The 12,356-nt window shown below is 73.5% G+C and carries 11 protein-coding genes; all 11 read right to left on the reverse strand.

Annotated features, from left to right (window positions below; genetic code table 11):
• The coding region (locus VF468_21230) for an aerobic carbon-monoxide dehydrogenase large subunit (GenBank protein HEX5880815.1) at positions 1-2,327 on the reverse strand (2,327 nt) is incomplete at its 3' end.
• A 9-nt stretch (positions 2,328-2,336) separates the two neighbouring features.
• Positions 2,337-2,825 carry a (2Fe-2S)-binding protein gene (locus VF468_21235; protein HEX5880816.1) on the reverse strand — a complete coding sequence of 163 codons (489 nt, stop codon included), beginning with the start codon at positions 2,823-2,825 and terminating at the stop codon, positions 2,337-2,339.
• The gene (locus VF468_21240) at positions 2,822-3,121 is read right to left on the reverse strand and encodes a hypothetical protein (GenBank protein HEX5880817.1); all 300 of its coding nucleotides are present in this window, start codon (positions 3,119-3,121) and stop codon (positions 2,822-2,824) included. The genes VF468_21235 and VF468_21240 overlap by 4 nt, the downstream gene beginning before the upstream one ends.
• Complete coding sequence (locus VF468_21245) at positions 3,118-3,981, reverse strand: xanthine dehydrogenase family protein subunit M (protein HEX5880818.1); 864 nt, start codon at positions 3,979-3,981, stop codon at positions 3,118-3,120. The genes VF468_21240 and VF468_21245 overlap by 4 nt, the downstream gene beginning before the upstream one ends.
• Before the next feature lie 67 nt (positions 3,982-4,048).
• Positions 4,049-4,675: an isochorismatase family protein gene (locus VF468_21250; GenBank protein HEX5880819.1), complete on the reverse strand. Its 627-nt coding sequence runs from the start codon at positions 4,673-4,675 to the stop codon at positions 4,049-4,051.
• Positions 4,672-6,525 (reverse strand): hydantoinase B/oxoprolinase family protein, encoded by a 1,854-nt coding sequence (locus tag VF468_21255; protein HEX5880820.1) that lies wholly within the window; start codon positions 6,523-6,525, stop codon positions 4,672-4,674. Before VF468_21255 ends, VF468_21250 begins: the two co-directional genes overlap by 4 nt.
• Before the next feature lie 3 nt (positions 6,526-6,528).
• Positions 6,529-8,592, reverse strand: a complete 2,064-nt coding sequence (locus tag VF468_21260) for a hydantoinase/oxoprolinase family protein (GenBank protein ID HEX5880821.1) — start codon at positions 8,590-8,592, stop codon at positions 6,529-6,531.
• Positions 8,593-8,625: 33 nt separating this feature from the next.
• Positions 8,626-9,870: a CaiB/BaiF CoA-transferase family protein gene (locus VF468_21265; GenBank protein HEX5880822.1), complete on the reverse strand. Its 1,245-nt coding sequence runs from the start codon at positions 9,868-9,870 to the stop codon at positions 8,626-8,628.
• On the reverse strand, positions 9,867-10,487 hold the full coding sequence (locus VF468_21270; protein HEX5880823.1) for a GntR family transcriptional regulator: 621 nt from the start codon (positions 10,485-10,487) through the stop codon (positions 9,867-9,869). The genes VF468_21265 and VF468_21270 overlap by 4 nt, the downstream gene beginning before the upstream one ends.
• Positions 10,488-10,538: 51 nt before the next feature.
• On the reverse strand, positions 10,539-11,714 hold the full coding sequence (locus VF468_21275; protein HEX5880824.1) for an MFS transporter: 1,176 nt from the start codon (positions 11,712-11,714) through the stop codon (positions 10,539-10,541).
• Positions 11,711-12,356: hypothetical protein (locus tag VF468_21280; protein HEX5880825.1), on the reverse strand; the 646-nt coding region annotated here is incomplete at its 5' end. The genes VF468_21280 and VF468_21275, both read right to left, overlap by 4 nt.

A 12,356-nucleotide genomic window follows, 5' to 3' on the forward strand; every position in this document is an offset into this window, starting at 1 on the left:
GCCTTCCAGACCTTGTCGGGACCGATGGGCATCTCCAGCTCGCGCACGCCGGCGTGGGCCAGGGCGTCCACGACCGCGTTGACGAACGCCGCCGGGGACCCGACGGTGGCCGACTCCCCCACCCCCTTGGCCCCGATCGGATGGTGGGGCGAGGGGGTCACGGTCTCGCCCAGCTCGAACTTGGGCGTCTCCCAGGAGGTCGGGATCAGGTAGTCGGAGAAGTTCGACCCGATGCAGTTGCCCAGCTCGTCGAAGGTGATCAGCTCCATGGCGGCCATGGCGAACCCCTCGGTGAGCCCGCCCATGATCTGGCCCTCGACGATCATCGGGTTGATCCGGACCCCGCAGTCGTCGACCGCCACCATCCGCCTGACCTTCCACTGGCCGGTGCCCCGGTCGACCTCGACCGCGACCGCGTAGGCCCCGAACGGATACGTCATGTTGGGCGGGTCGTAGTAGGTGACGCCCTCCAGGCCCGCCTCCATCCCCTGCGGGTGGTTGGTGTAGGCGGCGAAGGCGGCCTCCTGGATGGTGGTCTGCCGGTCGGGGGCGCCCCGGACCTGGAACCGGTCGCCGACCCACTCCAGGTCCTCGGGGGCGACCTCCAGCAGGTGGGCGGCCAGCTGCTTGGCCTTCTCGCGCAGCTTGCGCGAGACCACGGCCGTGGCCGCCCCGGCCGTCGGGGTGCTGCGGGAGGCGTAGGTCCCCAGCCCGTAGGGGGTGTTGTCGGTGTCGCCGTGCTGCACCAGGATGTCGGAGGGCGGGATGCCGAGCTCGTTGGCCACGATCTGGGCGAAGGTCGTCTCGTGGCCCTGGCCCTGGGTCTGGACGCCGATCTTGAGGATCGCCTTGCCGGTCGGGTGGACCCGCAGCTCGGCCGAGTCGAACATCTTGAGGCCGAGGATGTCGTAGTCCTTGCTCGGCCCGGCCCCGACCACCTCGGTGAAGGTGGCCAGCCCGATCCCGATCAGCTTGCCCTCGTCGCGGGCCCGGGCCTGCTCGGCCTTGAGGTCCTCGTAGCCGAGCATCTCCAGGGCCTTGTCCAGCGCCGCCTCGTAGTTGCCGGAGTCGTAGACGAAGCCGGTGGCCGAGGTGTAGGGGAACTGCTCGGGCTGGATGAAGTTCTTCCGGCGCAGCTCGACCGGGTCGATCCCGAGCTCGTAGGCGGCCGTCTGGACGAGGCGCTCGATGAAGAACGACGCCTCGGTGACCCGGAACGAGCAGCGGTAGGCGACCCCGCCGGGGGCCTTGTTGGTGTAGGCGCCGTCGGTGACCACGTGGGCCGCGGGGATGTCGTAGGAGCCAGTGACGATGTGGAACAGGCCCGCCTTGAGCTTGCTCGGCTGGGCGTCGGCGTAGGCGTAGCCCTGGTCGGACAGCATGTTGACCCGCAGGCCGAGCATCTTGCCGTCGTTGTCCACGGCGAGCTCGCCCTTCATGTAGAAGTCGCGGGCGAAGCCGGTGGAGATCAGGTTGCCGGTGCGGTCCTCGATCCACTTGACCGGCCGGCCCAGCAGCAGCGAGGCCGCGGTGGCGACCACGTAGCCGGGGTAGATGGGGACCTTGTTGCCGAAGCCGCCGCCGATATCGGGTGAGACGATCTGGATCTGGTGCTCGGGCAGGCCGGCGACCAGCGCGAACACCGTCCGGTGGGCGTGCGGGGCCTGGGAGGTCATGTAGATGGTGGCCTTGCCGGTGACCGGGTTGACGTCGGCCACGCAGCCGCAGGTCTCCATCGGGGCCGGGTGGCAGCGCGGGTAGAAGGTCTCGTAGGAGACCACCCGGTCGGCCTTGGCGAAGGCCTCGTCGGTGGCCTCCTTGTCGCCCGCCTCCCAGTGGTAGATGCGGTTGTCGTGCTTGTCTTCCTTGTCGTCCCGGATCACCGGGGCGCCGGGCTCGAGGCTCTGTTGGGGGGTGACCACCACCGGCAGCGGGTCGTAGTCGACCTCGATCAGCTCCAGGGCGTCGTGGGCGATGTAGGGGTCCTCGGCGATCACGCAGGCGACCTCCTGGCCCTGCATGCGCACCTTGTCGGTGGCCAGCACGGCCTGGGTGTCGCCGGACAGGGTCGGCATCCAGGCCAGGTTGTGCTGGGCCAGCAGCTCGCCGGTGACCACCGCGACCACGCCGTCGACGGCCTCGGCGGCCGAGGTGTCGATCGAGTTGATGCGGGCGTGGGCCACCGGGCTGCGCAGGATCGACATGTGCAGCATGCCGGGCAGGTTGATGTCGTCGACGTAGTTGCCCTTGCCCTGGAGGAAGCGGTCGTCCTCCTTGCGCTTGACGCTCTTGCCCAGCCAGTGCTCGGCCGTGTGATCCTGGGTCATGTCGGCCTCCTAGCTGGCGCCGGTCGCGGCGCTGTCGGACTGGAGCTTCCTCGCCGTCCACTGCACCGCGTTGACGATGTTCTGGTAGCCCGTGCAGCGGCAGAGGTTGCCGGACAGGGCCCAGCGGATCTCCTCCTCGCTGGGGTCGGGGTTCTCGTCCAGCAGGGCCTTGGAGGCGAGCAGCATGCCCGGGGTGCAGAAGCCGCACTGGAGCCCGTGCTCCTCCTTGAACCCCTCCTGGATGGGATGGAGGGCCCCGCCGGCGGCCAGGCCCTCGACGGTGGTCACCTCGCGGCCCTCGGCCTGGACGGCGAACATCGTGCACGACTTCACCGGGGTGCCGTCCAGCAGCACCGTGCAGGCGCCGCAGCTGGTGGTGTCGCAGCCGACGTGGGTACCGGTGAGGCGGAGCCTCTCCCGCAGGAAGTGCACCAGCAGCAGCCTCGGCTCGACCTCGGCCGACCGCTCCTGCCCGTTGACGACCACGGTGACCTTCACCGCTCACCCCCGTCTGGTCCGCCCGGCTTCTGCTCGAGCTCGTCCATCACGCCGGCCACGGTCTCCTCGCCGCTGAAGTAGTCGTGCCGCTCGGTCGCCTCCAGCGACGCCTCGGTGCTCACCGCCTCGCCGTCGGCCGGCCCCTCCCGGGGCGGGCCGCCCTCGGCCCCCGGCGGCCCCTCCAGGGTCACCGTGGCCCCGCAGGTCGGGCACTCGATCGTCCCGGCAGAGGGCGACAGGGCGTGCTGGCCCTCCTCCTGGGGGAGCTCGGCCCCGCAGTTCGGACAGGTGGTCATCTGGCCCCCTCCCGGACGGTCCGCAGGCCGCGCTCGGTGAACACCCGGACCACGGTCCGCTTGTAGTCGGCGCTGCCCCGGGTGTCGCTGTACGGCTGGGCGGCCTCGGCGGCCAGCCGGCCCGCCTCGGCGATCGCCTCGTCGGTCAGCTCCGACCCGGCCAGGGCCTCCTCGGCCGCGTCGGCTCGTAGATTCGTCGGGCCGACGGCGGTCAGGGCGATCCCGGCCCGGCCGACCCTGCCGTCGTCCATGGACAGGTGGACGGCGACCCCGACGGTGGCGAAGTCGCCGACCTTGCGCTCCAGCTTGAGGTAGGTCCCGCCGGCGTCCGGGCCCGGGTCGGGCACCCGGACCTCGGTGATGATCTCGGTCGGGGCCAGGGTGGTCTCGAACGGCCCCTCGAACAGCTCGTCCAGGCCGATGGTGCGGGTGCCGTCCGGCCCCTTGGCGACCACCTCGGCCCGCATGGCCAGCAGGGCCGATCCCCAGTCGCCCTGGGGGTCGGCGTGGGCCAGGGAGCCGCAGACGGTGCCCAGGTTGCGGATGATCGGGTCCGAGATCAGCGGGGCCGCCGCCCCCAGCGTCCCCCAGCGGCCGCCCAGCAGCTCCGACTTCTCGCAGGCCTTGTGGCGGACCAGGGCGCCGATGCGCAGGCCGCCGTCCTCGGCGGCCAGGGTGTCCAGGCCGGGCAGGCGGTTGATGTCGACCAGCGCCCGCGGGGCGGCGAACCGCAGCTTCATCAGCGGGATCAGGCTCATCCCACCCGCCAGGACCTTGGCGTCGTCCTCGTACCGGCCGAGGGCATCGACCGCTTCCTCCAACGTCGACGGGACGACGTACTCGAAGCTGGCCGGATACATAGGCGACCGCCTTTCCGTTCCCGACGGTGGGCATCCCAGCACAAAGGAGCATAGCCGACAGCGCCGCTCAGGAGGACCGTCCGATCTGGAGGTAATCGCACGCCCATGCCACCTCGACGACCTCTGCGTACTTGGCCGCCAGGTCGAACAGGTTGGCCTCGTGCGGGCGGGGGTCGCGGTCGCCGACGGCCTCGCCCACGACCAGGGGCACGAACCCGTGCTGGAGGGCGTCGACCGCCGACGCCCGGACGCAGCCGCTGGTCGTGAGGCCGCAGATGACGCAGGTGTCGACCCGCAGGGCGGTGAGGCTGGCGGCCAGGGAGGTGCCGAAGAAGGCGCTGGCGTACTGCTTGGTGACCACCAGCTCCCCGGGCCGCGGGGCCAGGGCGCCGGGCAGCTCCCCCAGCGGCGACCCGGCCTGGAACACCTCGAGGGCGGGGACCTTGCGGTAGAACAGCCCGCCGTCGGCGCCGCCCGGCGCGTACTGGACCTTGGTGAACGCCACCGGCACCCCGCCGGCCCGGGCCGCCGCCAGCAGCCGGGCGGCGGCGGCCAGCGCCGCCTCCACCCCCGCGTACAGCGGCGAGGACCGGTCCAGGTAGGCCTGGACGAAGTCGACCACCAGCAGGGCCGGCCGCTCCCCCGGCTCCAGGCGGCCCCCGAACCCGGCCCGCCGGTAGTCCTCGAGGCTCACCGGAACACGGGCGGCTGCGGGGCCGGCAGGCCGGTCTCGGCCTGGCAGGCGGCCCGCAGCCGGTCCAGGTCGGGGCCGAAGTCGAACATCTTGGTGGCGCCCCGCTCGGCCCGCAGCTCGTCCCGGGCCGCCTTGGTGGCCTCCTCGTCGACCTCGCCGTCGGAGGTCAGGACGACCCCGTAGCGCCGCGCCCCCTCCCGGGTGACCAGGCCGCGGTCGACCTCCAGGGCGACCAGGGCCGGGTCGCGGTCCAGGGGGTCGCCCCAGCCGCCCCCGCCCCAGGTGACGTACTGGAGCATGTCGCCGACGCCGACCTTGACGTGGTCGCACTTGGAGGGCAGGACCTCCTCGGTGCCGTCGACGCGGCGCAGCAGCTTGCGGCTGCGGGCCCCGGGGAGGCCGCCGTTGACCCCGAACGGGTAGGTGAACCAGCGGTCGTCATGGATCGACACCTCGCCCGGCTCCAGGAACCGGTAGGTGATGTCGATGCCGTTGCCGCCGCGGAAGAACCCCGGCCCGCCGGAGTCGGCCACCGTCTGGTAGCGCTCGATGACCAGCGGGAAGTAGCTCTCCAGGAACTCGTTGGGGACGTTGGTGAACGACGGCCACAGCGAATGGCCGTCGGGCCCGTCGCCGAAGGGCCGGCCGGGGATGCCGCCGAAGCCGATCTGGTAGAGCTGGAACCACTCGCCGTTGCGGTCCACCCCCGAGTACATCAGGTGGGGCGAGGAGGAGAAGCCGGCCGCGCACAGGAACTCGGGCGCCCGCTGGCCGAGCAGCCCGCCCATGACGTCGAAGATCCGGCCCAGCGCGTGGGTGCGGCACGACAGCGCCGCCGGGTAGCGGGGCTTGAGCAGCGACCCCTCGGGGATCTTGACCTCGACCAGCGGGTAGAAGCCGTCGTTCCAGAGGATCTGGGGATCGAAGACCATGATCATGTAGATGCCGAAGAACATCTTCAGCATGTTCTCGTTGAGGTAGAAGTTGATCGAGCCCTCGGCCTGGGGGTCGGTGCCGTCGAAGTCGAGCACCACCTTGTCCCCGACCCGCTGCATGGAGCAGTGGATCTTGTAGGGCCCGTAGCCGCGGCCGTCGTCGCAGACGTAGTCGGTGAACTCGAGGCGCTCGGTGGGGACGGCGGTCCGGATGAGCTGGGCCATGGCCCGGTAGTTGCGGTCCAGCAGGGCGTCCAGGGTCGACAGGTAGGTCTCGGTGCCGAAGCGGTCGCACAGCTCCAGCACCCGGCGGGCGGCGGTGCGGCAGGCGGCCACGATGGCGTTGAGGTCGCTGCGGTTCCAGGTCTTCATGCGGACCTGGTTGAGGACCAGCTCCAGGGCCTCGGTGGCCAGCTCGCCCTTGCGGTACAGCTTGGTCGGGGGGACGACCACCCCCTCCTCGTAGATCGAGGTGGCGTCGGTGGGCAGGCTGCCCGGGACCTTGCCGCCGACGTCGGTCATGTGGCCGAACATGGCCGCCCAGCCGACCAGGGCCCCCTCGCGGTAGATGGGCAGCAGCACCAGCCAGTCGTTGGCGTGGCTGATGGCGCCGTCGCAGGCGTACGGGTCGGAGGTGAGGAAGACGTCGCCCTCGGAGATCTCGCCCTGGTAGGTCTTGAGGAAGCCGTCGATGAAGCTGCCGAACTGGCCGACGACCATGCGGCCGGCCCGGTCGGCGATGATCGGGAACTCGTCGTGCTGCTCGCGGATGCCGGGCGACATGGCCGTGCGGAACAGCACCGCGTCCATCTCGTAGCGGGTGTTGCGCAGGGCGTTCTCGATGATGTCGACGGTGACCGGGTCGACCTCGACCGGGGCGAACTGGCGCGGGTTGGTCTCGATGACGGTGGCCATGGCCTAGCTCCCTTCGTTCGAGGCCGGGCGGAGCAGCAGGTTGCCGTAGCGGTCGACCTCGCCGACGTGGTCGGGAAGGACCAGCGTGGTCGAGTCCATCTCGGTGACCACCGCCGGCCCCTGGACGCGGTTGCCGGCCTCCAGGCGGGCCCGGTCGTAGACGGTGGCCTGCCGTTCGCCGTCGCCGACCCAGATGGTGGTGGTGCCGGTGGCCGCGGCCGACGGGTCGGAGCCGCCGGCCGGGACCTCCTCGGCCCGGACTCGGGTGGCCCGGCCCTGGACCACCGCCCGCAGGTTGACGAGCTCGTGCTCGGTGTCGAGGGCGAAGGTGAACAGCCGGGTGTGCTCGGCGTCGAACACCTGGCCGACGTGCTCCAGCCCGCCGTCGCGGAAGCGCTCCAGCTCGACGTCGACCGGGACCTCGAACCCCTGGCCGTGGTAGCGGACGTCCACCTGGTACAGGACCGACTGCTGGTCGGGGCCGACCCCGTCGCCGTCGAGGGCGGCCGCCGCCTCGGCGGCCAGTTCGGCCAGGAGCCGCTCCACCTCCTCGTTGGAGGTCTCGGAGAACCGCCGGATGAAGGTCCGGGCCGACTCGTTGCGGACCCGGGTGGTGGCGTCCCCGTAGGCGCACAGCACTCCCGGGGACGGGGGGATGATCACCGGCCAGGAGCCGAGCAGGCGGCCAAGGGCGTTGGCGTGCAGCGGCCCGGCCCCGCCGAAGGCGACCAGGGCGAACTCGCGCGGGTCGTAGCCCTGCTGCACCGAGACGAGCCGCAGGGCGCCGAACATGTTCTCGTTGACGATGTCGACGATGCCGGCCGCGGCCCGGCGGGTCTCCAGGCCCATGGCCTCGGCCACCTTGGCCACGGCGGCCTCGGCGGCGGCCGCGTCCAGGCTCATCTCGCCGCCCAGCAGCGACGGCGGCAGGTAGCCGAGGACCACGTTGGCGTCGGTGACGGTGGGCTCGGTGCCGCCGCGGCCGTAGGCGGCCGGGCCGGGCTCGGCCCCGGCGCTCTGGGGCCCGACCCGCAGGGCCCGGGTCAGCTCGGGCACGTGCGCGATCGAGCCGCCGCCGGCGCCGACGGTGCGGACGTCGACCGAGGAGGCGCGGACGTTGAGATCGCCGACGGCCGTCTCGCGCCCCACCCGGGGGCGGCCCTGCTGGACCAGGGCGACGTCGGTCGAGGTCCCGCCCATGTCGAAGGTGAGCAGGTTGTCGAAGCCGGCCTTCTCGGCGATCCACAGGGCGCCGGTGACGCCCCCGGCCGGGCCGCTCATCAGCATGTTGACCGGGGCCTGCTTGGCCGCCTCGACGCTCATCAGCCCGCCGTCGGAGCGGAGCACGTGCAGCCGGGCCCCGACCTGGCGGTCACCCAGCTCCCGCTCCAGGTTGCCCAGGTAGCGGGAGACGACCGGGCGCACGTAGGAGTTGGCCACGGTGGTCAGGGTGCGCTCGTACTCGCGGATCTCGGGGAGGATGTCGGAGGAGAGCGACACCGGCACACCGGGCAGCTCCTCGGCCGCCAGCTCCAGGATGCGCCGCTCGTGGGCCGGGTTGGCGAAGGAGTTGACCAGCGACACGGTCAGGGCCTCGACCTGGCGGCGGCGCAGCTCGGCCAGGGCGGCCCGGACGCTGGCCTCGTCCAGCGGGCGCAGCACCTCGCCGCGGGCCCCGACCCGCTCGGCCACCTCGACGGTGTGCTCGAGGGCGGCCAGCGGCTCCGGCTTGGGCCAGATGATCCAACCGGCCAGCCCGCCGGGGACGAACGAGCGGGCGACCTGGAGGACCTGCCGGTAGCCCTCGGTGACGACCAGGCCGACCCGGGCGCCCTTGCTCTCCAGGATGGCGTTGGTGGCCACCGTGGTCCCGTGCATCAGGTGGCTGATGGCGCCGGGGTCGACCGACGCCGTCTGGCAGACCTTCTCCAGGCCGGCCAGCACCCCGATCGACGGGTCGGCCGGGGTCGACGGGGTCTTGGCCCGCCAGGTCTCGCCGCTGTCCTCGTCGATCATCAGCAGGTCGGTGAACGTGCCGCCCACGTCCACCCCGAGCCGGTAGGGCATGGTCTGCCTCCTCATCGCGGCGCCGGCCGGCGCCTAGATCACTCCCTGGTCGGCCAGGCGCTCGACCTCCTCGTCGGGCAGGCCGAGCAGCCCCTGGTACACCTCCTGGTTGTGCCGGCCGAGGGCCGGCCCCGGCCAGACGACCCGGCCCGGGGTGGCCGACAGCCTCGGGGCCACGTTCTGCATGGCGATCTCCCCCAGCTCCGGGTCGACCAGGCGGACGATCGCCTGGCGGGCCAGGTAGTGGGGGTCGGCGAGCATGTCGGCGGCCCGGTAGATCCGCCCCGCCGGCACGCCCACCTCCTCCAGGACGTGCAGGAGCCGGTCGGCGCCCAGGGTGGCCGTCCAGCCGGCGATCAGCCCGTCCAGCTCCTCCTGGTGCTCGCCGCGGGCCGAGTGGCTGGCGTAGCGGGGGTCGTCGGCCAGTCCGGGCTGGCCCATCACGCCGGCCAGCCGCCGGAACACCGTGTCCTGGTTGGCGGCGACCAGCACCAGCTGCCCGTCGGCGGTCGGGTAGACGTTGGAGGGGGCGACGTTGGGCAGGATGGCGCCGGTCCGCTCGCGGGTGTAGCCGGCCACCTGGTACTCGGTGACCAGCGACTCCATCATGGCCAGGACGGCCTCGTAGATGGCCGAGTCGACCACCTGGCCGCGCCCGCTGCGCCCGCGGGCGTGCAGGGCCAGCATGGTCCCGAGGGCGGCGAAGGTCCCGGCCAGGCTGTCCCCGATGGAGATGCCCGAGCGGCTCGGCGGGGTCGAGGGGTCGCCGGTGACATAGCGCAGCCCGCCCATGGCCTCGCCGATGGAGCCGTAGCCGGCCCGGGGGGCGTACGGGCCGTCCTGGCCGAACCCGGTCACCCGGACCAGCACCAGCCCCGGGTTCCGCTGGGCCAGGGCGTCGTAGCCGAGCCCCCACCGCTCCAGGGTGCCGGGGCGGAAGTTCTCGACCAGGACGTCGGCCTCCTCCAGCAGCCGCCGGGCCAGGGCCTGGCCTTCCGGGTGGCGCAGGTTCAGGGTGACCGACTTCTTGTTGCGGGCGATCACCGGCCACCACAGCGACAGGCCGTGCGGCTTCTCCCGCCCCCACTGGCGCATCGGGTCGCCCTTGGCCGGGTCCTCGAGCTTGATCACCTCGGCCCCGAAGTCGGCCAGCAGCTGGCCGCAGAACGGCCCGGCCAGGAGCTGGCCCATCTCGACCACCCGCACGTCGTCCAGCGGACCGCGGCCTGGCGCACCCCGGTGCCCGCCAGCGGCTTCCGGTGCGCCCGCCGTGCTCATCGCAGCACCGCCCGGGCGGCCAGGACGTGGGAGCGCATCACCGAGGCGGCCCACTCGGGGTCGCCGGCGGCCAGGGCGGCCAGCAGCTCCCGGTGGTGGGCGTGGCTGCGGGCCAGGGCCTCGGGCGAGTAGCGGTGGAAGGTCCGCCGGACCAGCGAGACCACCACCACGCCCGACAGCAGCCCGACGAGCCGCTGGTTGCCCGAGGCGGCCAGCACGCCCCCGTGGAAGCGGTTGTTGAGCTCGGCCACCTGGTCGAGCTGGCCACGGCCGCTGGCCGCCTCCATGGCGTCGGCCAGCCCGGCCAGCCCGGCCAGGGCCTCGGGGGTGACCCGGGTCGCGGCCAGGGACGCCCCGTAGCTCTCCAGCACCGCCCGCAGCCCGAAGATCTCGTCCAGGTCCTGGTCGCTCCAGGACGCCACCTGGGCGCCCCGGTGGGGCGAGAACTCGACCAGCCCCTCGGCGTCGAGCCGCCGCAGCGCCTCCCGCACCGGCGTCCGGCTCACCCCGATGCTGCCGGCCAGCTCCTCCTCGCGCAGCCGCCCCCCGACCGGGAGCTCCCCGCCGACGATCCCGTCGCGGATGGCCTCGTACGCCTTCTCGGCCGCGCTCGACATAGGGGTTGTATACAACACAAGCGGACCAAGGCCAACTGCGACCTGGCTACGTCAGGAATGTATACAACTGTCCGTCGCGGGTCGCCGCCGGTCCAGCCACAAGGGGACGAGCCCGGCCAGCACCAGCGCGGCCGTGACGGCGAACGCCGCCGGGTAGCCGGTCTGGGCCGCGACCACCCCGAAGCCGAGGGCGCCGGCCCCGATGCCCAGGTCGTAGGCGAGGTTCCAGATGGCGCTCACCGTCCCGAACCCGGACGGCGCCACCCGGCTCAGCATCACCGTCATGGTGGCGATCTGGGTGACCCCGAACCCGCACCCGAACACGGCCATCCCGGCCAGGACGGCCGCCGGGCGGTCGACCACGACCAGGGTCGCGATGCCGGCGGCGGTGGCCACGACCCCGGGGACGAGCAGGACCGCCGGCCCGTGCCGGTCGCCGTACCGCCCGGCCCACCAGCGGCTGCCGGTGGACGCGGCCGCCTGGACGAACAGCGCCACCGCGGCCAGCCGGCCCGAGCTCCCGCCGGTGGCCAGGGGCAGGAAGGTCACCACCACCCCGGCCGCCATGGCCGCCACCGCGAAGGCGGCCGCCGGCCGGACAAGGGCCGGCGTGCGCATCCCGGCCAGGACGCCGACGGGCGCCTCCCGCCGCGCCGCCCGGCCGGGCAGTCCGGGGACGACGATCAGCCCGGCCAGGGCGGCCGCCGCCCCGGCGGCGAACACCGCCGGGTAGCCGGCCTCCCCCACCAGCCAGACCCCGAGCGGCAGGGCCGCCACCCCGGGCACCCCGACGACGATCCCGAACAGCCCCAGCCCCTCCCCGCGGCGCGCTCCCGGGACCAGCGACGCCACCAGCGCCCCGCCGACCACCACCACGATCGCGAACCCCAGTCCCCGGACCACGCTGACGGCCAGGATCGCGGCCAGGGTGGTCGAGGCGGGCAGGGCCAGGGCCGGCGCGCCCAGCAGGACCAGGCCGGCCGCGAACACCGCCCGGTACCCGAACCTGGCCGCGAGGCGGGGGACGGCCAGCTCGCCGGCCACCGTGGCCGCCATCAGCGCCCCCGTGGTCAGCCCGGCCCCGACCCCGCCGGCCCCGACCGAGTCGGCGTACAGCGGGACCACCGACAGCAGCAGGTAGAAGCCGGTCATGGCCCCGAACGAGGCCACGAACACCAGCAGCAGGGCGCGGCTGACGAGCGGCGGCCGCGGGGTGCCGACCGTCACGTGGACGCGCCGGCGCGGTCGCGGTGGTGGCGGAGCGCGGCCATGACCCAGGCGTGGTCGGCCACCCGGGCGGCGAACTCCTCGCCGGGGCGGTCCTGGACGATGCCGACCAGCTGCCGGTAGCGCTCGGCCCTGGGGTCGGTGCGGGCGTCGAGCTGGGTGACCAGCCAGCGCCGGAAGGCCGGGCCGTCGCGGCGCCCCAGCAGCCGGGCGAAGCCCCGGGCCACCGGCGCCACCGCCGCCGCGGCCCGCGGGTCGGCCGGCTCGACCCCGGCGGCCCGCAGCTCGGCGGCGGCGGCCAGCCCGCCGGCGACGGCCCGCGACCAGGCGACGGGGTCGACGCCGTGGCCAACCGCCTCCGCCCCCCAGCCGGCGTTCTCGCGGGTGGTGCGCTGGAAGTCCTCGTCGGCGGCCAGCTCGGCAAGCTCGAGCCAGGCGTCCAGCTGCTCGGGAGTTGGGTCGGCGGGCAGCTCGGGCGTGCCCGCCGCGCGCAGGCGGTCGACCGCGGGGCTGCCCGGCAGGCCCTCGGTGACGCGGTCCCAGAAGCGTTCGAGCAGCCGCCCGCGCTCGGCCGCCTCCAGCCGGGACAGGGCGTGCATCCGGCGCAGGGTGGCCGCGGTCGGGCTGGCCGCGGCGGCCCGG

Source organism: Actinomycetota bacterium, assembly GCA_036280995.1.
Classification (GTDB): domain Bacteria; phylum Actinomycetota; class CALGFH01; order CALGFH01; family CALGFH01; genus CALGFH01.